General features: G+C 40.1%; 25 protein-coding genes and 2 pseudogenes. 13 read left to right on the top strand and 14 right to left on the bottom strand.

Going from position 1 to position 23,360, the window contains the following annotated elements; genetic code table 11:
- Positions 1 to 361 precede the first annotated feature (361 nt).
- The 11 genes from ACFE90_RS09690 (at position 362) to hypB (ending at position 11,071) form a co-directional block, all read left to right on the top strand.
- A complete protein-coding gene (locus ACFE90_RS09690; protein WP_375499946.1) occupies positions 362 to 1,336 on the top strand; it encodes a hypothetical protein in 975 nt (324 codons plus the stop codon).
- Between the two features lie 92 nt (positions 1,337 to 1,428).
- Entirely contained in the window at positions 1,429 to 1,695 is a 267-nt protein-coding gene (locus ACFE90_RS09685) for a hypothetical protein (RefSeq protein ID WP_375499930.1), read from the top strand.
- A gap of 8 nt (positions 1,696 to 1,703) precedes the next feature.
- Positions 1,704 to 1,928 (top strand): hypothetical protein, encoded by a 225-nt coding sequence (locus tag ACFE90_RS09680; protein WP_229561040.1) that lies wholly within the window; start codon positions 1,704 to 1,706, stop codon positions 1,926 to 1,928.
- 56 nt (positions 1,929 to 1,984) lie between these two features.
- A complete protein-coding gene (locus ACFE90_RS09675) occupies positions 1,985 to 2,830 on the top strand; it encodes a NifU family protein (RefSeq protein ID WP_375499928.1) in 846 nt (281 codons plus the stop codon).
- Between the two features lie 610 nt (positions 2,831 to 3,440).
- Positions 3,441 to 4,658 (top strand): hypothetical protein, encoded by a 1,218-nt coding sequence (locus tag ACFE90_RS09670; RefSeq protein ID WP_375499926.1) that lies wholly within the window; start codon positions 3,441 to 3,443, stop codon positions 4,656 to 4,658.
- A complete protein-coding gene (gene hypF, locus ACFE90_RS09665) occupies positions 4,648 to 6,996 on the top strand; it encodes a carbamoyltransferase HypF (protein ID WP_375499924.1) in 2,349 nt (782 codons plus the stop codon). Before ACFE90_RS09670 ends, hypF begins: the two co-directional genes overlap by 11 nt.
- 80 nt (positions 6,997 to 7,076) lie before the next feature.
- Positions 7,077 to 7,337: a HypC/HybG/HupF family hydrogenase formation chaperone gene (locus ACFE90_RS09660; RefSeq protein ID WP_334773304.1), complete on the top strand. Its 261-nt coding sequence runs from the start codon at positions 7,077 to 7,079 to the stop codon at positions 7,335 to 7,337.
- 164 nt (positions 7,338 to 7,501) lie between these two features.
- Entirely contained in the window at positions 7,502 to 8,680 is a 1,179-nt protein-coding gene (gene hypD / locus ACFE90_RS09655; protein WP_375499922.1) for a hydrogenase formation protein HypD, read from the top strand.
- Positions 8,681 to 8,763: 83 nt separating this feature from the next.
- On the top strand, positions 8,764 to 9,867 hold the full coding sequence (hypE, locus tag ACFE90_RS09650) for a hydrogenase expression/formation protein HypE (protein WP_375499920.1): 1,104 nt from the start codon (positions 8,764 to 8,766) through the stop codon (positions 9,865 to 9,867).
- A 20-nt stretch (positions 9,868 to 9,887) separates the two neighbouring features.
- Positions 9,888 to 10,229, top strand: coding sequence for a hydrogenase maturation nickel metallochaperone HypA (hypA, locus tag ACFE90_RS09645; RefSeq protein ID WP_375499918.1), 342 nt, complete (start codon positions 9,888 to 9,890; stop codon positions 10,227 to 10,229).
- Positions 10,220 to 11,071, top strand: coding sequence for a hydrogenase nickel incorporation protein HypB (gene hypB / locus ACFE90_RS09640; RefSeq protein WP_375499916.1), 852 nt, complete (start codon positions 10,220 to 10,222; stop codon positions 11,069 to 11,071). Before hypA ends, hypB begins: the two co-directional genes overlap by 10 nt.
- A 540-nt stretch (positions 11,072 to 11,611) precedes the next feature.
- Here the strand turns inward: hypB and ACFE90_RS09635 are convergent.
- Complete coding sequence (locus tag ACFE90_RS09635; protein ID WP_375499914.1) at positions 11,612 to 11,839, bottom strand: hypothetical protein; 228 nt, start codon at positions 11,837 to 11,839, stop codon at positions 11,612 to 11,614.
- Between the two features lie 193 nt (positions 11,840 to 12,032).
- The gene (locus ACFE90_RS09630; RefSeq protein WP_375499912.1) at positions 12,033 to 12,374 is read right to left on the bottom strand and encodes a WD40 repeat domain-containing protein; all 342 of its coding nucleotides are present in this window, start codon (positions 12,372 to 12,374) and stop codon (positions 12,033 to 12,035) included.
- Between ACFE90_RS09630 and ACFE90_RS09625 the strand changes: the two are divergent.
- Positions 12,337 to 13,425 (top strand): annotated as a pseudogene (locus ACFE90_RS09625) (DUF3365 domain-containing protein); the annotation flags it as partial. The gene ACFE90_RS09630 and the pseudogene ACFE90_RS09625 overlap by 38 nt on opposite strands.
- Positions 13,426 to 13,597: 172 nt before the next feature.
- Here the strand turns inward: ACFE90_RS09625 and ACFE90_RS09620 are convergent.
- The 6 genes from ACFE90_RS09620 to ACFE90_RS09595 form a co-directional block, all read right to left on the bottom strand.
- Entirely contained in the window at positions 13,598 to 13,972 is a 375-nt protein-coding gene (locus ACFE90_RS09620; protein ID WP_100900569.1) for a hypothetical protein, read from the bottom strand.
- Positions 13,962 to 14,969 carry an LLM class flavin-dependent oxidoreductase gene (locus ACFE90_RS09615; RefSeq protein ID WP_375499910.1) on the bottom strand — a complete coding sequence of 336 codons (1,008 nt, stop codon included), beginning with the start codon at positions 14,967 to 14,969 and terminating at the stop codon, positions 13,962 to 13,964. Before ACFE90_RS09615 ends, ACFE90_RS09620 begins: the two co-directional genes overlap by 11 nt.
- A gap of 135 nt (positions 14,970 to 15,104) precedes the next feature.
- Entirely contained in the window at positions 15,105 to 15,467 is a 363-nt protein-coding gene (locus ACFE90_RS09610) for a hypothetical protein (protein ID WP_375499908.1), read from the bottom strand.
- 511 nt (positions 15,468 to 15,978) lie between these two features.
- Positions 15,979 to 16,290, bottom strand: a complete 312-nt coding sequence (locus tag ACFE90_RS09605) for a hypothetical protein (protein ID WP_375499906.1) — start codon at positions 16,288 to 16,290, stop codon at positions 15,979 to 15,981.
- Between the two features lie 2 nt (positions 16,291 to 16,292).
- Positions 16,293 to 16,574, bottom strand: a complete 282-nt coding sequence (locus ACFE90_RS09600; protein WP_375499904.1) for a hypothetical protein — start codon at positions 16,572 to 16,574, stop codon at positions 16,293 to 16,295.
- Positions 16,575 to 16,613: 39 nt separating this feature from the next.
- Entirely contained in the window at positions 16,614 to 17,036 is a 423-nt protein-coding gene (locus tag ACFE90_RS09595; RefSeq protein ID WP_375499902.1) for a hypothetical protein, read from the bottom strand.
- A 1,017-nt stretch (positions 17,037 to 18,053) separates the two neighbouring features.
- Here ACFE90_RS09595 and cysK point away from each other — a divergent pair.
- Positions 18,054 to 19,013 (top strand): cysteine synthase A, encoded by a 960-nt coding sequence (cysK, locus tag ACFE90_RS09590; protein WP_375499900.1) that lies wholly within the window; start codon positions 18,054 to 18,056, stop codon positions 19,011 to 19,013.
- Positions 19,014 to 19,066: 53 nt separating this feature from the next.
- Here the strand turns inward: cysK and ACFE90_RS09585 are convergent, their stop codons facing one another.
- The 6 genes and pseudogenes from ACFE90_RS09585 to ACFE90_RS09560 all read right to left on the bottom strand — a co-directional run bounded on the left by ACFE90_RS09585 (position 19,067) and on the right by ACFE90_RS09560 (position 23,082).
- Positions 19,067 to 19,789: an HAD family hydrolase gene (locus tag ACFE90_RS09585; RefSeq protein WP_375499898.1), complete on the bottom strand. Its 723-nt coding sequence runs from the start codon at positions 19,787 to 19,789 to the stop codon at positions 19,067 to 19,069.
- Between the two features lie 93 nt (positions 19,790 to 19,882).
- Positions 19,883 to 20,089: pseudogene (locus ACFE90_RS09580) on the bottom strand (hypothetical protein); the annotation flags it as partial.
- A 293-nt stretch (positions 20,090 to 20,382) separates the two neighbouring features.
- Positions 20,383 to 20,922, bottom strand: a complete 540-nt coding sequence (locus ACFE90_RS09575) for a nitrogenase-associated protein (protein ID WP_375499896.1) — start codon at positions 20,920 to 20,922, stop codon at positions 20,383 to 20,385.
- Between the two features lie 95 nt (positions 20,923 to 21,017).
- On the bottom strand, positions 21,018 to 21,629 hold the full coding sequence (locus ACFE90_RS09570) for a cupin (protein ID WP_375499894.1): 612 nt from the start codon (positions 21,627 to 21,629) through the stop codon (positions 21,018 to 21,020).
- A 202-nt stretch (positions 21,630 to 21,831) separates the two neighbouring features.
- The gene (locus tag ACFE90_RS09565) at positions 21,832 to 22,317 is read right to left on the bottom strand and encodes a hypothetical protein (protein WP_375499892.1); all 486 of its coding nucleotides are present in this window, start codon (positions 22,315 to 22,317) and stop codon (positions 21,832 to 21,834) included.
- 168 nt (positions 22,318 to 22,485) lie between these two features.
- Positions 22,486 to 23,082: a heme-copper oxidase subunit III gene (locus tag ACFE90_RS09560; protein WP_375499890.1), complete on the bottom strand. Its 597-nt coding sequence runs from the start codon at positions 23,080 to 23,082 to the stop codon at positions 22,486 to 22,488.
- Positions 23,083 to 23,360: the final 278 nt, after the last annotated feature.

Genomic DNA, 23,360 nt, shown 5'->3' with positions numbered 1-23,360 from the left:
GTTGGGAAGAGACTGGATATATGTATGTCAACAATTCAATAAAGAATATTTGCATTGTGTCAGGTGATGATACAAAAAGTATTTTAAAAATATTAGGTGTTTAAAGCTGACATTAATATTAGCAATTCCCCAGTAGAATTTTAGAAATAGGGTGTTTTATAGTAAACAAATTGATTGGGCATGGGGCCAACTGTTTCCCTAGTCCCTAATCCTAATCTCAGACAAAAAAGGGGAATTCCGCCTAAAGGACTCGAAGCCTGCGTAAATCGGTATGGCCCGTGATTAGACACATAAAGCGTGTCTTGATCATTCATGGGTGTTGACAGACTCAATTCCCAATAGGCTAGAGTACGGCAGAGTTATGATCCCCAGCATTACAGATTCAGCGGTGAAGGCTGCGATCGCAGCTGTTGCTTCAGAGTCAGCCTCAGCAGAAGAAAAAATCCAGATGCTGATCGAGATAGCACAGGGTTTTCAAAAAAAGCCCAAAGCGGCCCAAGACTTGCGAAATGCAGTTGGGTTATATTACCGGGCCTATCAAATGTGTGGTGAGGAGTATCCCCTACTGAAAGCCAGGGCCCAAGTGGGTATGGCAGGGACGTTACAGGCAATACCGGATGCTGATTACCAACTGTTGCTGCAAGCGAAAGCAGGTTATGAAGAAGCGCTAACGATTTTACAACAATTAGCTTCTCCAGAGGAAGTGGCAGAGACGCAGATGAATTTTGGGTTGGTGTTGCAGTCGCTTGTACCGTTCAATTTGGCGCGGATAACCGACAGCATCCAAGCTTATCATGAGGCGTTGCGGGTGTTTACCTGGGAAGATTACCCCCAGGAATACGCGATTTTGTATAACAATATTGCGATCGCTTACCTTTCTATGCCCTTAGCATCGGAACGGGAATACTTGCGTCAAGGGTTAGCTGTGCAATCATTTGAGGTGGCACTAAAGCATATTAATTTGATTGACCATCCTAGAGAATATGCGATGTTGCAAAACAATTTAGGTAACGCTTTGCAATATTTAGTGAGTTCCCATCCTGTAGAGAATAATTTAAGGGCGATCGCAGCTTATGACGAAGCGCTAAAAGTGCGTAACGCCAAAGATACACCCCTAGAATACGCTAACACAATTTCCAACAAAGCCAACGCCCTATTCAACTTACCAGATGACCAGGAAAAACCAGAAGCTGGTAATCCTCAAAATCTTTTGCAAGCGCGTATCTATTATCAAGACGCTTTAGAAATCTTTACGAAATACCAACAAATTACCCAAGCAGAGGTAGTAGCCCAAGCGCTACAAGATGTAGAAGCAGAAACAGGGAATAGGAAATAGGTAATAGGGGATAGGTTAATTATTTTTTTTCCCTCATCTTCCCACTCCCCACTCCCTACTCCCTTAATTCCTAACAATCAGGACAAAACAGCATGAGAGATATTTTTACCTACTCTAATGTGATAAATTTTATCACAAGTTTAGCAGATGGTGACCTAAACATAGCCACAGAATTTGTGTGGTTAATCATCGCTACAGCCTTGTCTATGGTTGGCGGTGCAATTGGCGGAATGCTGCTAGCTGGTAAAGATATAGGCTATCAGTTTTCAGCAATGCTTGGTGCATTATTTGCCCCGGCGGGTGTAATTCCCGCCATTTTCTTAGGGCTTGCTGCCTTAAATTTATTGACAAATTATTAGGAGACAACATGTTAGAGATAGGATGGTTTTCAGCCAAGTTATTTTTTAAAGGAAAGCTACTACGTGACCCAGTGTATTTTGTCAAGCAAACTACTATTGGTATTGCTATAGGTTTCTTACTATTAGTGTTACTCGCACAAGCCCCAATTCCCTTCTACTTACCAATAATATTATCTAGCTTAGTGACAGGTATGATTATGCCATTTCTCCTCAAGGACTTCAAAATGAAGTGAGTTTTCATTGATGAATAACTAATCCCCAATGTCCAATGACTAATGACCAATGACTAATGACAAACCTTGAAGAATTAGTTCAAGAAATTAACCGCTTTGAGGCGATTATATCCGAGTGGGATGAAAGCCAAAGGTGTGTAGCAGTAGGTCTAAAAAGAGCAATCGAAGCTTTGCATAAAGCTGCATTGACTAATTTAATTAAAAACCTAAAACAAGAATCAATGCCAGCTTTGCGCCATGCTGTTGCAGATGAAGTAGTGTATGCAGTGCTACTGTATCACGAACTAGTCAAACCACCGAAACCTCCACTTTCACAACGTATTCAGACAGCCCTTGAAGAAGTTCGCCCAGGTTTAAAAAGCCATAATGGGGATGTAGAATTAGTGGCAATTAAGTCACCAGATACAGTAGAAGTTAGATTAATAGGAACTTGCAGCAGTTGTCCGACTTCTACTTTGACTTTATCTCAGGGAGTAGAACAGGCGATAAAAAACCATTGTCCTGAAATTACAAAAGTAGTTGCGGTCAATAGCAGTCCTACTGTTAACAACGCGAATTCTGGTTTAATTAGTCCATTTTCTGCAAAAATAACTTCTACCTGGATCAAAGTAGCGACTATTGATCAAGTTCCTGAATTTAGTGTATTGGCAGTACAACTTGCTGGTACTTCACTAATTTTACATCGTCAAGGCGTTACAGTTAAATCTTACCGTAATGCTTGTACCCATCTAGGATTTCCCTTAGAAAAAGGTAAAGTTGAAAATGGTATTATTACCTGTCCTGCCCACGGATTTCAGTATAAATTAGAGACAGGTAAATGCTTAACCGTTCCTGATGTTTCGCTTCAGTCGTATCCAGTCAAGGTTAAAGACGATAAGGTTTTTGTGAAACTACAAAAATGATGATGCGAAGATAAGATTTCAGCAAATATACTTGGCAATTAGTCAATCATTGCTAATTTACTTTTTCATTTCAGTAGTTCGCGCATTCATCTTAGTGTTTTGTGCAAGCAAAATGCCTGAATGCTTTCTCAATATCTCTGAATTTATTCTCATTTGTGTAATTCAGGTAGTTATTTTAGTTTTTTAAGAAAGCAAAAGGTCATTTGACTTACTCAAAATGACCTTTAACTTACTAATTTTAGTGTTTTCCGCAAGCAAAATGAGCTTTTACTTTCTCAAAAGGTCATTTGACTTATTTATTTTGGTGTTTTCCGCAAGTAAAAGGTCATTTGACTTACTCATTTTAGTGTTTTCCGCAAGCAAAATGAGCTTTTACTTTCTCAAACCCCAGTTTGCTTTCTCATTTCAGTACATCGCGCACTCATGACAAAAATTCGCTATGTAGCAAAAGTTACAAAAATTATTTTAATTTTTTTAAGCTTGATTAATACAGAAGTTGATTAGAGCTTTTAACTGAATTTGAAAAAAGCATAATGCAAAACCGTTACTGTTGTTACATGCTAATCAACATTAATGTTTTTAAATAATTATCAGCCTCTATCTGCGGTTCATGGATATCCCAATCATAATTAATCCCATATCACAATTACCGCTAGAAGCAATAGAAAATCCTCAATCTTTACCTCTATCACCTCAAGGTGCGGAGGTAATTTTAGGTAATATTATTGAAGCAGAACAATTAGTCATACCTGTAGCACCCAATGCCACAACAATGTTTGGGCCTCGTGGCGCTTGTTTGTTATCAGAAACTGGTCCATTATGGGTATCAGATACAGGACATCATCGATTATTAGGATGGCAGAATTTACCCACTAGAGATAGTGAATCGGCTGATTGGGTAATTGGACAACCTGACTTTTATCATGAAGGACAAAATGCTAAAACTACACCGGGAAGGGCAACCTTAAGTGTACCAACAGGGATTTGTGCTTGCGGCGAAGGATTAGCTGTAGCAGATGCTTGGAATCATCGGGTTTTGATTTGGAACAGCTTACCAGAAGATAACAATGTTCCAGCAGATTTGGTGTTAGGGCAAGTTAATTTTACCGATAATGAACCAAATCGAGGAAATCAAGCAGCATCTGCCAGTACAATGCACTGGCCCTATGGTGTTTTCTATTATCAAGGACGGCTATTTATTGCTGACACTGGTAATCGAAGGGTATTAATCTGGCATCAATTACCAACAGAAAATGGCCAATCTGCTGATGTAGTTTTGGGACAACCAGATATGATATCTCGCAATGAAAACGGCGGTGCTTCTCCAACCGCAGCGAGTATGCGTTGGTGTCACGACATCACCTTTTGGGGAGAAAATCTGGTTGTCAGCGATGCAGGTAATCACCGAATAATGATTTGGCAGGGAATACCAACAGAAAATAATACTCCTTGTGCAGTAGTTTTAGGACAAAAAAACTTTGATTCTGTGGAAATGAATCAAGGAATTTATTATCCTAGTGCTAGTAGCTTGAGTATGCCTTATGGTGTAGGGGTGGCTGGAAATTGGTTGGTAGTTGCAGATACTGCTAATTCTCGTTTGTTAGGATGGAGAAAGCCAGAATCAATTTTATCACTGCAAGGTGTAATTGCAGATGGGTTGGCAGGACAAATAGATTTTCAAAGTAAAGGTGAAAATCGTAATTTTGGATTGCCTAAACGAGATAGCTTAAATTGGTGTTACGGGATAAAAATTTGTGGCAATACGGCGATAATCGCTGATTCTGGAAATAACCGAATATTGCTGTGGCAGTTTAACTATGCCGACTGAAGAAATTAGAGTTCGCGGTACGGTTCAAGGAGTAGGATTTCGCCCTACTGTATATCGTCTGGCTAAAGCTTGCGGTTTGCATGGAGATGTTTGTAATGATGGTCAAGGTGTATTAATTAGGGTATCTGGTAGTGAGGCAGCAATAACAGAATTTGTTGCCAGATTGCAAACAGAATGTCCATCGTTAGCAAAAATTAATCAATTAACAAGAATTATTTACAAAGGTGAATTTAAATTTGATAATTTTGTGATTTCTACTAGTGTCAGTAATGCCATTAAAACAGAAATTACTCCTGATGCAGCCACTTGTCCACAATGTCAACAAGAAATATTCGACCCCTTTAGCCGCTTTTATCGCTATCCCTTTACTAACTGTACTCATTGCGGTCCCCGCTTGAGTATTATTCGTGCGATTCCCTATGACAGAAGCAATACCAGTATGTCTGCGTTTGCTATATGTTCAGAATGTGCAAAGGAATACCACGATGTCGAAAACCGCCGTTTTCACGCCCAACCTGTAGCTTGCCATGCTTGCGGCCCTTCAGCTTGGTTAGAACGCGCCGATGGGAAATCGGTTACTGCTTCCATGTTCTCCATGCTGGATGATGTTGATGCCGTTTGTACCTTGTTGCAAAAGGGTGAGATTATAGCAATTAAAGGCTTAGGTGGTATTCATCTGGCTTGCGATGCAACTCAGGAAACTGCTGTACAAAAACTGCGTCAGCGCAAAAAGCGCTATCATAAACCCTTTGCTTTAATGGCGCGGAATATTGAGGTAATTGAACAGTATTGCACTGTCAATGCCAAAGAAAAAGAATTATTGACAAGTTCTGCTGCACCAATTGTTTTACTACAAGCGACAGGTAAAAAAGTAGTAGCACCATCAATAGCATCGGGGCAAAATACCCTTGGTTTCATGCTAGCTTATACGCCCTTACATCATTTAATTTTGCGGCGGATGAATCGCCCAATTGTTTTAACAAGTGGCAATCTTGCTGATGAACCACAATGTATTGATAATGACGAAGCAAGAGAAAAATTAGGGACAATCGCTGATTATTTTCTCTTTCACAATCGAGAGATTATTAATCGGGTAGATGATTCGGTGGTGAGAGTTATCGGCGATAAAGTCCGAATAATTCGCCGTGCCAGAGGATATGCACCAGCACCAATTAGTTTACCACCAGGATTTCACAATGTCCCGCAAATTTTAGCAATGGGTAGTGAGTTAAAAAATACCTTTTGCTTATTACGTGAAGGAGAAGCAATTATCTCTCAACATCTGGGAGATTTAGAAAATGCTGCGGCTTTCAGTGCTTACGAAGACACTTTGAATTTATACTTAAATTTATTTGAGCATAAACCAGAATTAATCGCTATTGATAAACATCCTGAATACCTGTCTAGCAAACTTGGTAAAGAACTTGCAGATACAAACCAAATCAAAATTCATCAAATCCAACATCATCACGCCCATATCGCCGCTTGCATGTTAGAAAATGGAATTCCTTTAGATACGCCTCCGGTATTAGGGATTGCTTTAGATGGTTTAGGTTACGGTGATGATGGTACACTCTGGGGCGGAGAATTTCTTTTAGCAGATTATCGGAAATTTCAGCGACTAGCAACATTTAAACCAGTGGCAATGATTGGTGGTGAACAAGCAATTTATCAGCCTTGGCGTAATACTTATGCTCAACTGATAGCTGGTAACCTTTGGGATGATTGCCAACAACAGTACGCTGATTTAGAAATCGTAAAATTTCTGAAAAACAAGCCACTTAAATTACTCAATCAACTTATTGAGAAAAGAATTAACTCTCCTCTAACCTCTTCCGTAGGGCGGTTGTTCGATGCGGTGGCAGCAGCTATCGGTATTTATAGAGATGAATGTAGCTATGAAGGACAAGCTGCGATCGCAATGGAAGCTATAGTAGATGTTAGCAGCTTAAATAATGATAAAGAAACGCTAATCTATCCTTTTAACTTTAGCTTTTCAGATAGGATTTATTATATAGACCCGCGTCCAATGTGGCAAGCATTGCTCCATGACTTACAGCAGCAGATTCCACAATCAGTTATGGCTGCCAAATTTCACAAAGGTTTAGCTAATGCGATTGTCCAAATGGTTAAACATCTTTCTCAAGAAAATCTGATTTCTCAGGTAGCCCTAACAGGAGGAGTATTTCAAAATTGTATATTGTTAGAGCAAGTTACCAAAGGATTACAAACATTGGAGATAAAAGTACTTACTCACAGCTTAGTTCCAGCTAATGACGGCGGATTATCTTTAGGACAAGCAGTGATTGCAGCCGCACAATTAATACATGAGTCTTGATATTTGACAAAATTGTTCTTACAAATAATTCTCTCTGCGTCTCTCTTACCTCTGTGGTTAATTTATCTTAAAAAATAAAAATGTGCTTAGGAATTCCCGGACAAATTATAGAAATTACCGACGTTAACCATAAATTAGCCATAGTTAACATTGGTGGTGTTAAGCGCCAAGTAAATATTGCTTGTATAGTAGATGAACAACATCCCCCCGAAGCTTGTATTGGAGATTGGGTATTAGTACATGTTGGCTTTGCCATGAATCGAATTAATGAACAAGAAGCGGCGGAAACATTACAACTATTCCAAGAACTAGCAGCAGCACAAGCAGGGATTAGTACTTAAATAATAGACTTTTCTTGTCTCACATAGAGGCGCAGAGAAAGAGTTTAATTTCTTTCTTTCTTTCTTTGTTTCTTCGCGCCCTTTGCGCCTTTGCAGTTCGTTAAAAAAATGCCCCGTAAAGAAAGCGAAATTAACTGATATCCAAAAACTATTTCTCAATCCCTATGAAATATGTTGATGAATTCCGCGAACCTGAAAAAGCAGAAGCCATACTCCGCGAAATCGCCAAATTATGTAACCGTCTAGAAAAACCCATCAAAATCATGGAAGTATGTGGCGGACATACCCATTCCATTTTTAAATATGGTATCGAAGAAATTTTACCCCAAGCCATTGAACTAATTCATGGGCCTGGTTGTCCAGTATGCGTTATGCCAAAAGGGAGATTAGATGATGCGATCGCAATCTCCCAAAATCATAACGTCATTTTTGCCACCTTTGGCGACGCAATGCGAGTTCCCGGTTCCAAAACGAGTTTACTGCAAGCCAGGGCACAAGGTGCAGACATCCGTATGGTGTACTCTCCCTTAGACAGCCTGCAAATTGCCAGAGATAACCCCGACAAAGAAGTAGTCTTCTTCGCATTAGGCTTTGAAACCACAGCCCCCAGCACCGCCTTCACCATTCTGCAAGCAGCAGCCGAAAAAATTCATAACTTTAGTATGTTTTCCAATCACGTTCTTGTGATTCCCGCCCTGAAAGCACTATTAGATAATCCCGACTTACAACTAGATGGATTTGTTGGCCCTGGTCATGTCAGCATGGTAATAGGAACTGACCCTTATGAATTTATTTCCCAACAATATAATAAGCCAATAGTTGTCTCAGGATTTGAACCCTTAGATATTCTCCAATCAATTTGGATGCTATTGCAACAGCTAGTAGAAAATCGTTGTGAAGTCGAAAACCAATATAACCGAATTGTCCAAAAAAGCGGAAACACAGTAGCCTTACAAGCCATAAATAAAGTTTTCGGCGTGCGAGATAGTTTTGATTGGCGCGGCTTAGGTGATATTCCCTATTCAGGATTACAAATTCAACCTGAATATGCTCAATTTGATGCCGAACTTAAATTTACCATTCCTAACCTCAAAGTAGCCGACCATAAAGCTTGTAAATGTGGAGAAATTCTCAAAGGAGTCTTAAAGCCTTGGGAATGCAAAGTATTTGGTACAGCTTGCACACCAGAAACACCCATTGGTACTTGCATGGTATCTTCCGAAGGCGCTTGTGCAGCCTATTACAAATATGGGCGACTCTCCAGCATTGCCAAAAAAACAATCGCCCAAAAACCAAAAATAACTCAAGAACCTCTCCCCGCCTGCGGCTTCTCCTCAGACTAAATACTCTGCGTACCTCTGCGCTTCCCTCTGCGCCCCTACCCTGCGGGAAGGCGAACCGCCTATGCATTTAAAAAAATTTTAATATGAATATTTCCCCCACAAACCCAATCCAAAATCCCCTATTCCAAAAAATAGAACAAGTCCCCCGTCGCCAAAATAAAGTGCAAGACACTCATATAACTCTTGCACATGGTAGCGGTGGTAAAGCCATGCGTGATTTAATAGACGATATCTTTGTCAGCAATTTTGATAACTCCATTCTCTCACAACTAGAAGACCAAGCCAGCTTCAACCTAACCCCTCTTCTCCAACAAGGAGACAGACTCGCATTTACAACAGATTCTTATGTTGTAGACCCGTTATTTTTCCCCGGTAGTGACATAGGAGAATTAGCCGTCAACGGCACAGTTAATGATTTAGCAGTCAGTGGTGCTAAACCTTTATATCTAACTTGTAGCGTAATTTTAGAAGAAGGATTACCTGTAGAAACCTTGCGCCGTGTTGCAGCCAGCATGAAAGCAGCTGCAACAAAAGCTGGTGTTCAAATTGTTACTGGTGACACAAAAGTTGTACATCGAGGTGCTGCTGATAAACTCTTCATTAATACTGCTGGTATTGGTATCATCCCGCGAGGAGTTAGTATTTCCGCCCACAATATTCAACCTGGAGATGCAATAATAATTAATGGTGAAATAGGCAATCATGGGGCAGCGATTTTAATTGCCCGTGGGGAATTAGCTTTAGACACTAATATTGAAAGTGATTGTCAGGCGTTGCATAGTTTAGTAGAAACCATTCTCCATATATGTCCTCAAGTTCATGCTATGCGAGATGCTACACGCGGTGGTTTAGCTACAGTATTAAATGAATTTGCCCTCAGTTCTAATGTAGGAATCCGTCTCTTTGAAGAATCTATCCCAGTGCGGGAAGAAGTCAATGGAGTTTGCGAAATTCTCGGTTTAGACCCGTTGTATTTAGCTAATGAAGGTAAGCTAGTTGTGGTGGTAGCAGCTAAATATGCAGAAACTGTTTTATCAGCTATGAAATTACACCCAGCAGGCAAAGATGCTTGTATTATTGGCGAAGTTATTCCTTCACCCCCAGGTATCGTATTGTTAAAAACAGTTTTTGGTGCTGAAAGGATTGTTGATATGTTAGTAGGCGACCAATTGCCACGAATTTGTTAATATTTAATAGATTTTATAGTATGCACGAACTTGGAATTACCCAAAATATTGTGGCAATTGTGACTGAACACGCCAAAGGCACAAAAGTACAACGAGTTTTATTAGAAATTGGCAAACTTTCAGCCATTATGCCCGACGCTATTCGATTTTGTTTTGATATTTGTACTCAAGGCACAGTTTTAGAAGGGGCGACATTAGAAATTTTGGAAATTCCTGGATTAGGGCGATGTCGCCAATGCGGTGCAGAAATTTATTTAGATAAACCATTTGGTATCTGTAACTGCGGTAGCGTGCAATTAGATTTAATTACTGGTGAAGAACTTAAAATTAAAGAAATAGAAACAGAGGAATTATGTGTGTAACTTGCGGTTGTTCTGATGATGGTGAAACCAAAATTACCAATCTAGAAACAGGTGAAACTGAACATAATAGCCATCATCATACTCACACTTTACCAGATGGTACTGTTATCAATCATTCCCACATTCACGACACTCATATAGAAGCATCTCAAGTTCATGCCAAAATACACAACACAACGATATCCTTAGAGCAGGATATTTTGGCAAAAAATAACTTGATAGCTGCTCAAAATCGGGGATGGTTTAAAGGTCGAAATATTCTCGCCTTAAATTTAATGAGTTCTCCCGGTGCTGGTAAAACAACTCTTTTAACGCGAACAATCAATGATTTAAAGCATCAATTATCTATTAGTGTCATTGAAGGCGACCAAGAAACTGCTAACGATGCCAAAAAAATTAAAGAAACAGGTTCTAAAGTCATCCAAATCAATACCGGAACAGGCTGTCATTTAGATGCATCAATGATAGACAGGGGTTTACAACAACTGAATCCGCCACTGAACTCAGTTGTGATGATTGAAAATGTCGGAAATTTGGTTTGTCCAGCTTTATTTGATTTGGGAGAAAATGCAAAAGTCGTGATTCTCTCCGTCACTGAGGGAGAAGATAAGCCGCTAAAATATCCCCACATGTTCCGTGCTAGTGACATCATGATTCTCACGAAAATTGATTTGCTACCTTATGTAGATTTTGATGTTCAAAAATGCATAGAATATGCTATCCAGGTGAATCCCCAAATTCAGGTTTTTCAGGTTTCCACAACTACTGGCGTAGGGTTAGAGAATTGGTATGTGTGGCTAACTAAAAAGGTAACAAACTTATCAACACCGTTTCCTGTCTAAATGCTAAAGCGATCGCAGCATACCCTACCATACAGTCATGAATCACTTGACAATAAAAAAATTACACCCGGAAGTTAAAAATAATTTCCGGGTGTAAGTTTGTCGGGTTCAAATTATGAACTTGTCATACTAATTTCTCCAAAATTATAGATAAGCTGGATGTCTAAACTAACTGCAAAATTAGCAGGCTTATTCTCAAGAGTCGCAAATTGAGTTCCTTGGAATAACAACGCACCAGTAGCGTCATTGTAGCTGAAACCACTGAAGTCAGTAATACCAAATCCAATTTTACAAATCTGAATCTTGTCACCTTCCAGCCTACTGAAGTCCTTGATAATGTCAAGTTCTTCAAGCTTAGAATTGAAGACAAACTGATCAGCACCAGTACCACCAGTCAGAATATCATTGCCAACGAGGACAAGTACGGTATTTGGAAAACCTCTCTCTATCTCTCTCTACGGTGTACTTATAACCAATACGCTTGGGTTAAAAGTTATTGGTGTAGATGATTGATTTTTGAAGACGCGATAACTCGCGTCTCTACATGAGGCTTTTGGGCTTATCTAAACTGTATTGACATGTAACTCTCTTGACTTGCATCTTGATTGCATCGACATGCACCTTTATTGCATCGACATGCACATTGATTGCATCGACATGCACATTGATTGCATTGACCTGCACATTGATTGCATTGACCTGCACATTGATTGCATTGACTTGCACATTGATTGCATCGACCTGCATCTTAATTGCATCGACCTGCACCTTAATTGCATCGGCTATTGTTTATATAATTTCTGACTCAAATATCGAAAGCACCTAAGGCTTTGAGGACATCTTTTTGAGCCGTCGTGATTCCTGTTACGCCTGTAATATTGGTTCCTTGATAGGGTCTGTCAGGATTGAGTATTTTTAAAGATTCACCCGTTTGGGCATCCCAAATCTGAATAGTTCCGTTTTAGCTGCCGCTAGCGATCGCATAATGTTTTGTAGAGTTACCAAATGCGATATGCGATCGCATCGCATGAGTCAGGACAGGCAGTACTTTCAGGCAAACCCCTGTATGCCTATCCCAAATTCTCACTGTTTGATCTAAGCTGCTACTTGCCAAAATATCACCTTCTGGACTAAAAGCAACTGACCAAACACTGTTACTGTGTCCCTGAAATATATTGAGACATTCACCTGTATCAACTGACCAGAGACGAACTGTTTCATCTTCACTAGCGCTACTGAGGATTTGCCCATCTGGACTAAAAGCGATCGCTTGGACTCTACATTTTACAAATTCTTTACACAAGGCTTATGGTTCAGTCATTAATCGAATTTGGGACTCGCTTTTACGCTTACTGTTGCAGAGAATTACTCTTGTACTCACACTGATGTTATGTGGAGCGATCGCTATAGCAATTTATAATATGTCTGCGCTTTCATCGAGCTTAATTGAATCCCAAGCGCTTCAAAATGCTGCCTTGAATATCCAATCATTGACTCAAGCATTTGACCTCTACAGTGCCGCAGCCGCAGAGCGAGCTAAAGCCGTACCTGGAATTACCGTCACCCACGCTTACCTCAATACCAAGGGCGCAATCCCCTTACCCTCAACTTTTGCGATCAAACTTGGTGAGCAAATTAGTGAAAAAAATGCCGAAATGTCTGTACGGCTGTACAGTAACTATCCATATCCTTGGCGTAAAACGAAAGGGGGAGCAAGAGACGCATTTGAGCGGGACGCACTCAACTTCTTGAAAGAAAATCCTCGTCAAAAATTTTATCGTCTTGAGAAGCGAAATGGATATACCACCTTGCGTTATGCACAAGCCAGCCTTATGAAATCAAGTTGCGTAACTTGCCATAACACAGATCCCACCAGTCCAAAGAAAAACTGGGAAGTAGGAGATGTTGCTGGAGCGTGGGAAATTTCTCAATCTCTCGATAATTTAATCACCAAAACCAACCAAAGTCTCCAAGGAACCTTCGCCATGTTAGGCGGTATGTCAGTCTTAGGACTCTCAGGATTGACACTTGGTGTTGGGAAACTTCGAGAAAACGGGAGAAATTTAGAACATCGAATTAGAGAATGAACTACAGATTTAGCAGAAACCAATACTGAATTAGAAAAAAGAAACCAATTAATTCGCCAAGTTTTCGGACGATATTTAAGTGATACGGTTGTCGCTAACTTGTTAGAAAGCCCTAAAAGATTAAAACTCGGTGGTGAACGACGCAAAATTACTATCCTCACCTCTGACTTACCAGGCTTCACTGCGCTCTCAGAACGCTTTCTGCCAGAAGAAGTAATTCATATTCTTAACCTCTATTTAGAATACATGGCGGATGTGATTAATCAAGCCTCTTAAACCTCTTTATTACGGTACTTATCCAGCCTTAAATACCTATTTATCTGACATAAAAAGTAAACACATACTATATTGTAACTCTTCTAAAATTGCAACACCCTGCACTTAGGAGTACAGGGTGTAAGACAGCTATATTTTGTGTGATTCCCAGTTTCTATTTACCTCAAAGCCAATCTCGATAAGCTGATATTTCATTTACGCTGATTTCAAATGGCATCCCCTTGCCAAATGGCGGATAAACGCGGATTTTACCGTTGCTAGCAAACCGCTCTAACCTATTACCCAACTGAGCAATATTGCTGACTATATGCCAGTAAGATACTAAGTCAGGGCAGTCAACAATTAATGTTAGAATGCTAGCATTTGTTGTGAGATACCACTGACAATTAGATAACAGTACTCGCGTAATGCGATCGCAGGCTAAATAAAAGCATCTACCTGTAGACTGTTCTAGCTCCATTTGTAGCATTCCATCCTCTTTTGTTACCTCAGATGGAGGTAAATCATCGGGAGGAAGCTGATATAGTTTAGAAGACATAATTTCGCACCTCTTGGTTGTAGCGCGTCAAACTCTCCAGGTTTTTTTGCATATCCGAAGACGAGGGTTTGAGTGCTAACGTACCTAAATTTAATTCGTCCTGAAATTTCTTGATTTTGTCTCGACAAGTCTCCACATCACCAATAATTGAATTCTCAATCAAATAATCTTCGTCGAAACAAATGTTTGTACGATCAAATGGTTTTTGGTTGGGATTCGCACTATTTTGCAATACTTCAGCCGAATTAGCTGTCATTTTCTTGCTAAATTGGCGGATGAAAGGTAATGCCTCACTCACTGCCTCATCAAATGTTTTGCCAACATAAAAAAAGCGTGCCAGCACGAAATTTTCCGCACCACTAGAATTTAAGGCTCGATATTTAGCAACAGTATCCTTCAATCTCTGTAGAGAGAATGGCGGCCCACCCATCAAGTTGAAAGAATGTTTAGCAGCAAACTCGATACCCTCATCGCCGCCAGTAGCAACATACACTGGTATTTGACTCTGCAATGGTTTTGGGTAAATTGTTAAGCGATCGCATTGATAATACTTGCCATTAAATGATACATCAGTTTCATATAAAAGCTTGTGAATCAGTGCGATCGCCTCTAGCATTTTAGGACGGGATTCACTTGGGAGTGTCGCAAAATGCTTATTTTGTTGGGGAAAGGGGCCGCCTTTAGCAACCCCAAATAATAATCGTCCATTGCACAGGTTATCCAGAGTGGCGATATCTTCTGCTATCCGAATCGGGTTATGGAATGGCAGTAGCACCGCCGCAGTACCTAATTGGATAGTTGAAGTCAGCCCCGCCAAATGTGCCATTAACAGCAACATAGAAGGGCTGAGATTGGATTCACTAAAATGATGCTCACTCACCCAGGCTGACTCAAAACCTAAACTTTCTGCCTGTTTTACTAGCGCGACTTGCTCAAAGATGGCACGACGAGCATCTTGGTGATGATTATCGTAATTGCAGAAAATTCCAGTTTTCATTATTTGCGTTAATACTTTGTGCTGGCTATTCTAGTGGTCGATAGGTTCGTAGTAAGCACTAAAGTGCTTAAATATTTGAGGACTAAAGTTTTTACTACAAACACCTTTACTCCTCTCCATTAATGCGATCAAAGACTAATTTGCAACCCACTGCAACTCCAACCATAGACGTGGGTTGTTGTGTTTGACGTTCGACATCGGGTCGCGCAATAATCGTTTGGCATTCATGCAGACTACTTGTACTAGACCCATGTTGTCTGCTACTTCTCTGAGTATTTCTTTGTGGGCTTGCACACAGGAAATCATTTCGTCAGAGCAATAAATTCCTATATATTGCAAGCGTCTAGCAGGTCGTCCCCAAAAACAGGTGATGACTTTCACATAACACCCGTCTAGTAATTCTCCAACTTTTGGGTAGTAGTGGTTGAGGACTCTTGTGAATTCTTTGGCTAAGATATCTTCAGCAATCATTGGAACTGATATTTCTGTAGCGTCCATCACGCTATTTAATATAACATAATTTTATCAATTAAACATTACAAAATAGCCTAACAGGCTTAAATAAAATATTAAATATTACAAAAAAATGAGGCATACATTGTTTAGTATCACCTCAGCTTTGCATAAAGCATCTTTATATTGAATAAATTATGAAAATATTGGTTTGAATACTCCTAGGCTTGGCAAATAAAATTCGTAGCTATACGACAATACGCTTGGCTTCGTGGAAAATTGTAGGTTGGGTTAAGCAAAGCGGAACCCAACAAAGCCTCGGAAATGTTGGGTTACCCTACGGGAAGCCCCTTCGGGTCTACGTTCCTCAACCCAACCTACTAGTACGCGTGTAGGCGAACTTTGTTTGCAAGATTAACCGCCATTTCTAATCACACGTATATTTGCAAAGGTGAGATGCTCCCAAATACTCTAATATCGAAAATTATGAATTCAAAGAAAATGCATTTAAATAGCATATCTTAATATTGAATTCTAAATTTTGTCTTTTTAATTATTATCGAGCATTGCGTTCACAAACTAAGACTTCTGCTACAATATCCGGCACATTTACAAAGTCGGTAAATCTTTCAGAACTACGGATTGGTGATATAAATGTGTAGTTTGGATCACACACTCCATTGTCATATACTTGAATAAACCATCTATCGGGAAATCCTTCTACACCTAATTCCACAGTGTACCAACTCTCGCCAATCAGACGAGAGTTAAAGATTGTAAACCACTCTCTATTCTCTTCTGAAATATTCCAATCTGCCATCAGCAGTTCTAAAGCTATTTGTCCTGCATCCGTTGAAGTCAACAACATTTTCACTCCTTATTTGCGGCTTCAGTGTTTGCAACTTCAGGATTGGAAATTTCCGGGTATAAACCCAGTTCTTTAGCTAGCTCACGCGCTACAAAAAATAAAAACTTAGCACCATCTTGATTGCCTTCATGGGCAAACATAGTTGCTACTTGTAGCATTGCCTCTACAAATCCAGAATCAATCAATTCTGGTTTACTTTCCAAAACTTCTGGTTCCTGACCATTAGGACATTTCAGTAGTTCATCAATCAGATTGAAATACAGTTGTTGGCGTTGTTCTGACATAGTAATTTTGTTGATTTTAGTGAGTTAATTGTGAATTGGTTACTGTTCGATACTGTGCTGCCACAGCCTTTCCAACATTTCAACTTGTTCTTTTAAAACAGCAGCACGATGAACAAGATATCTGTCGTAAAAAAGAATCCCTAACCCAACACAAATAGGGGTTAGCAAGAAGAACCATTGTAGGATCGTGGCAAATTTATATTGTTCAGCAACAGTCAGCATTTGATGAATCACATTACGGTCAGAGGATTTGATGCTAGTCTGAGGGGAATGTGTACTCTCTGTCCGGGGAGCCAACATAGGAGCATCTCTACTAGTCTTATTAACTTCGCAGGCTAAATTCTGGGATTTTACTAACTCCAAATGTCGTTCCCAAACTATGCCAAATACTACTACTCCTGGAGAAAGCACTACTAAGGTAACTACGCAAACTGTGAGAAGATTTAAAAGTTTGGCTTTCATCTCGGCTCTCCCTTGCTAGGTAGTATGCACTCAGCAAGAAAATATCTTTTGCTGTTTATTGAAAGTAGCTATATATTTCTACTTTTCAAACAGGTTTGATATTAAAATATGTGTAAATGGTAGTTTTACAATTGTTAGCTGCCAGTCATTTTTATAATTACCACTGACTACTGACCACTGAAAAGTTACCAACCTTTTCACAAAACGTAGGATTAATCAGTCAGAAATAACACACTCAGATTCAGAGAATGTGATTTCATCTTCCTTTCAAAAGAGAGATTAAGAAGTCCCCCCTAGTTCACTAAGCTTTCGCTCAGGAATGTTGGGGGGTAGAGGGGAATCTCTGCGTAAATCCTATACGATTTATATCAGCCGCTCTCCACAAAACAGTTTACCCTAGCCCCGTTAAGATTATTAAATTCATTAGAATAGTACTCAAAACCTGTAATCCTTGTCTGATATGCCTTACAAAAATTAATTGGGGTATGGGTGCTAGTGTTTTTAGGACGGGGTTCTAGTGTTTACGAGGTGGGGTTCTGGTATTTCTGTACTCAACCTCAAAGCAGTGTAGGCAAGGATTAAAGACTGTTTATGATGCATTTTTTGGAAGACAAAAACTGCACTCAAAAGAAATATCAATATCTTTTGATAAAGATAGACTAATAATTTAGAAAAAACAATTAAATGTTTGGAAAGTAAATTGTATTTCTATAAAAAATAGAAAATATTGAAAATAATGGTAAAAATTATGCATATATACAGAATTCTGCCCAAAAAGCAATAGTTAGCAATTCCAAATGGTAAAATATAAGTATTGCAAGCTAGCCCTCTGTTGAAGTAAGAATCAATGAGAACGAACATCTGATAAAGGTTCTTCCTAAACTTTTAGATTTTGTGGTTGAGTTAGAATACATAGTATATGCACTCATTGATACCAAACTGCAAATTAAATACACGAAAGCTTATTGTTACAAGTAAATACTCTGTACTAAGATTTAGGATTTTAGGAGTTAAATAATGCGAATTGCTCAAGACATAACAGAACTGATTGGACGAACTCCTTTAGTTCAACTGAACAAGATTCCTCAAGCTGAGGGAGTAGTAGCAAGGATAGTTGTCAAATTAGAAGGGATGAACCCAGCGGCTTCGGTGAAAGACCGCATTGGGTTAAGTATGGTACTCTCAGCAGAAGCTGCTGGCTCAATTTCCCCTGGAAAGACGATTTTAGTTGAGCCTACCTCCGGTAATACAGGTATTGCTCTAGCGATGGTAGCAGCAGCGCGTGGCTACCGTTTGATTTTGACAATGCCAGAGACGATGAGCCAAGAACGACGGGCTATGCTCAGGGCTTATGGTGCTTCTTTAGAATTGACGCCAGGCGTTGAGGGAATGCGGGGAGCTATTCGCAAAGCCGAAGAAATTGTGGCTAATACAAAGGATGCTTTTATGTTGCAACAGTTCCGCAACCCTGCCAATCCTAAAGTTCACCAGGAAACCACCGCCGAAGAAATTTGGGCAGATACAGACGGAGAAGTGGATATCGTCATTGCTGGGGTAGGTACTGGTGGAACGATTACTGGGGTTGCAGAAGTACTTAAACAGCGTAAGAAGACTTTTAAAGCGATCGCAGTTGAACCCAGCAACAGCCCAGTTCTCTCAGGCGGTGAAGCCGGGCCACATAAAATTCAAGGTATTGGTGCCGGATTTATCCCCGATGTTCTTCGCCAAGAATTGGTTGATGAAGTAATTAGAGTTAGCGATGAACAAGCGATCGCTTATGGACGACGTTTGGCAAAAGAAGAAGGCTTATTATCTGGGATATCCTCTGGTGCAGCTTTGTATGCTGCAATCCAAGTAGGTAAACGAAAAGAAAATGCCGGACGTTTAATCGTGATGATTCAACCTTCCTTTGGTGAACGTTACCTCAGCACACCCATGTTTCAAGATTTGTCTTTAGAAACTGCCGGAGTGCGTTAATGAAATAAGGGGGACAAGAGAGTAACGAATCTCTCTGTCCTTCTCATTTGACTCTAGGACTTCATTCGATGCAAGTCCCTTGTTAGCTTTGCCAATAGCATCGGTATTTGTAAAAGACTATTAATCTTGTCCCCATCATATAAGTCAATCTCGGAAGTTTTCTGTTCACGCTCAAGCCACACTCCCAGCATTCCAGCTTTTGTTGCAGCGATGGCATCCAACTTCAAGTTATCCCCAATGTAGATGCAATCTGATGGAAATTCTCTAAGCTCCTCACACGCGTGTACAAATATCTCTGCCGATGGTTTTGCCGCTCCTGCTCTTTGGGATGTGACAACGACATCGAATTTTGAAAAAATACCACAGCGTTTGAGTTTGTTAATCTGTTGAGCCTCTTGACCATTTGTAATGACTCCAACCTTATACTCGTTTAATATCCCAAGGCATTCCAGGACATCATCGAACAACTGGCACAACCCAACATAACGCTCCCAGTACTCCAACAGCAGAGCATCAGCCGTCCTATCGGAAAATACACATCCATATTCACTAAATGACTCTCGCAACTTCCCCCGTCCTGACTCCTGAAAACTTACCTGACCGTCGTAGAATTTGCGATACCATGAAGCATTAGCTGATATCCATTTCTCTACAAATTCGTTACAGTCTTGGCTTCGTCCAGGCAAAACCTGCGCGAATAGTTCCTCAGATGCACCTCTAATTGCATCGTTATGGCGGATCAGAGTATCGTCTAAGTCAAAGAGGACGGTTTTCATCGCCAAGCTAACTATATATTAAGTCACAAATACGCAGTATAACATCGCTATTAAAAAGCGTAGCCACTGTCTTAAAAGTCAAGCGATCACAAGCCGTTCTAAATCTTTTACTTTAGCGATCGCACCCCAATGCCTATAAGCATAGTAAGCATCTATCATGTAGGTGCGGCCAATCGTTTCTTTACCCCATGACAAATAGAATTTGGCAGCGAGTTCGTGAGCGATCGCTTCTTCGTTGATATACTCATTTTCTTTGGCAAGTGCGATCGCCTGATCATACATCTCGATCGCCTCTATATAAGTATTCTTAATATATATGCCCATGCAAGTTTAGCTTTGTAACATTGGAGGTAAAAATAAGCATATTTTTGCCTCCAATGTTACAAATACTAATTCGCTCCAAAGTTGTATGTTGATACTTTAGACCATTGTCGCGTCTCAAATTCAATACCCATAATACAAGAACCCCACCCTGCAAGCGGGGAGGGGAGACAAAGCATAGCTTTGGCGGGGTTCTTCGGATTTAATAAGCAATCAAGCGGACATGATATAACTCAGGTTTTAACAGATTACATCACTGTAAAAATCCTGTACTAATGTTTACAGTTGCCTTGCTTTTCGTGTTGTTGAGAACCGTGACCGTGATTACAGCCACCCTGCTGATTATGCTGTTTCTGACCACTATCGTTACCGTGGGCGCAATTTTGCAAATCCTGGTTCATCAGGTTTTCGCTCATTTCTCGCAAAGACTCATCCGCAGGCTTTAAGCCAATCCAAGTATCAATCTTTTGTACATCGAATCCTACCTCGCGGCGTAGGCTTTGCCCGCCGGAGGCATCGCCTATTTCTAACAAAGGACGGCGAATTAACAGTGGCTCTCTCAACATCAACTGCAAAGCGGTTTCTGCATCGATTTTTTCAGGAACTATTTCACCAGATTTTATCTTTGGGGAGGAAGGATTAAACCATTCGGCTACGGGGTGATCGCCAAAGAATGAACGCAAACGTTCAACTGTCCAAGGTTCTGTTAGCAGGTTGTATGGTATCACCTCATGACCAGCAGCTGTTAGCAAAACTTTTTGCTTAGTACCACCTTGACAGCCTGGTTTGCTATAGAAAATTACTCTTGCCATTTAACTACCTCCTAATTACTGAATTGTTTGTAGTTGGCGCTTTAATGCTAAAGCACCAATTACGAACCTATGAAATTAATGCTGACGATTCCTAATTAAAAATTCCTAGCCTTATCGGTAACTGAGTCAAACTCAAATCTCTCTTTCGGATCAGTTTCGCCATAAACATTAAAAGTCACAGTTGGTTCATCACCCACTGCTTCTACACTGTGAATTGCATCGGGAACGAAGCTGATAATATCCCCTGGAAATAGAGTTACCTCTCCCGTAGGTTCAATTTTGTCCTGAAATTCTGGGCTATGGGTGCGTTGCCAAAAAGTGTTTTTTTCCTGACCTTTTAACACCGCTACTATTCCCCATGTCCCATGATTATGAATGGTTGATCGGGTTCCCGGTGCAAATGTTACTGTTTGCACTGTCAACGGAAAACCCAATTCATCGTATAGGAGTGAAACAGAGGTTCCCGTTTTGGGCGAAGGCTCTAAATACTGACTTTGTACCCAGTAAGAATTTACTATCAAGCGCCTTACGAGCATCTGAAGTTCTGGTAGACGACTGGCTTCATCGTCAACGCTATTGAGAACATCTTCCACCTCAGTTAAAAACCGATAAAGGCGGTAATTTTCTCTCAATAAATCCCATGCTCTCACAGATTTACAGGCTTGATACTGACCGTCCTTCGTTAGCAGCCAATCCTTACCTTTCATAACTTTCAAATTGATAGCTGATAAGATTGGAGGACAATGATTGGAGAGACATTAGGAAGACTGCCTACGTCAACTTTAGTAGGTACGTTAATAGGAGGAATGATAGAGTTACTATTAGTACCTGCTCCCAAGAGGGAGTAAGAGGAATACGATGTAGTAGATAACCAATTGTTCATGATTGTTCACCTTGATTCTTGACTAATTAATCATCTTCTTCTGCTGGACGTGTCAAAATATCTAGGAGAATTCCGGCTCCGAAATCATTCTTTTCGTCTATTTCTTTGACTTTGGTGCTGATTTCTTTTGCTTGCTCAATTTCTCCTAAATTTGCTAGTACTAATCCAGAAGCGGCATAAGCATTTAAGTACAATCGAATTTGTGGGTCTTCTTTGCGATTGACTAATATAGGCTTAAGTTGCTCCCAGTCATCAGGAAATTTCTCTTCCTCTTTAATTTTATCTAATAATTTAACTGTTGTTTGCAAAGCAAGAAAATAATTATTTTTATAATAGAAATATCTATATGCTGCTACCAAGATATCTGTGTTTTCACCAGTTTCGGCTAAAGCTTGTTGAATATACTTTTCAGATTCTGATGTATTCTCCCAACTTTGTGCAGCTAGAATTAATAAATTTTTGATGTCCTCTGGAACCTGGAACCATGAGAATTTGTTTGTATTAGCTTGCATAATAAATTTATTGGGGAGTAGGGAATGGGGAGTGGGGGAGATGAGGGAGTGCTACATACCCTATTTAAAACAAAGTGAGAACGTATACTAAGGCAAAGACAAGAATAGCAATAGAAAGTAGGAAGTAGGAATATTCACCACTCCCTACTCCCTACTCCCCACTCCCCTTTAAAACAAAGTAAGAACGTACACCAAGGTGAATAAAACAATCCAAATAATGTCTACGAAGTGCCAGTAAATTTCTGTCATTTCGATGAAAGTATGATTGGTTGCAGAATATTCACCGGGAAGACGCGATCGCCACAATGCGCGTAATATCAATAACAGTCCCACAAAAACGTGCAAACCGTGGAACCCTGTCATGATATAAAAGCAGTTGGCGAAGACGTTGGTAGTCAGTCCGTATCCTAAAGTTGAATACTCATAAACCTGACCACCTAAGAAAATTGCTCCCATGATTGCGGTAATTGCGTACCACAGTTGCATTCCTTTGACGTTATTCTTTTTAATCGCCGTATCACCGAAGTGAATCACGAAACTACTAGACACCAGAATAATGGTGTTAATCGTTGGTACGAGTAGTTCTACTTCACTTCCTTCTGGAGGCCAAACTGCTGTAGTACCTCGGAAAAATAGATAAGTGGCAAAAAATCCCCCAAACATCAAAGATTCAGAAGCGAGGAACGTCAACAGCCCCCAAACTCTTAAATCTGGATGTTCTTCGTGTCCCGCATTGTGATCTTCGCTTGTCGTAGCTATGGTCATATTGTTTACCCTCAAAGGTGAAGCGTCGGGCAATTCAATTCTTCACAGTCCTGATTTGCTTGTGGGATGGGTGTTTCACTTGTCCTAGATTAAGGCAGGATGCCCAAGCCCACAAGAGTTATTTCTTAACTAAGTACAGCATTTCATTAATTCGTAACGAATTAAATTTGGCAATACCCGACAATGTTAATGCGTCGGCTTGCATTGTTAATGCATCGGCTTACATTGTTAATGCATCGGCTTACATTGTTAATGCATCGGCTTACATTGTTAATGCA

The organism is uncultured Nostoc sp. (assembly GCF_964245445.1).
Taxonomy (GTDB): Bacteria; Cyanobacteriota; Cyanobacteriia; order Cyanobacteriales; family Nostocaceae; genus Nostoc.
The sequence above is the reverse complement of the archived record's forward strand: the minus strand, read 5'-3'. Positions and strand labels throughout refer to the sequence as shown.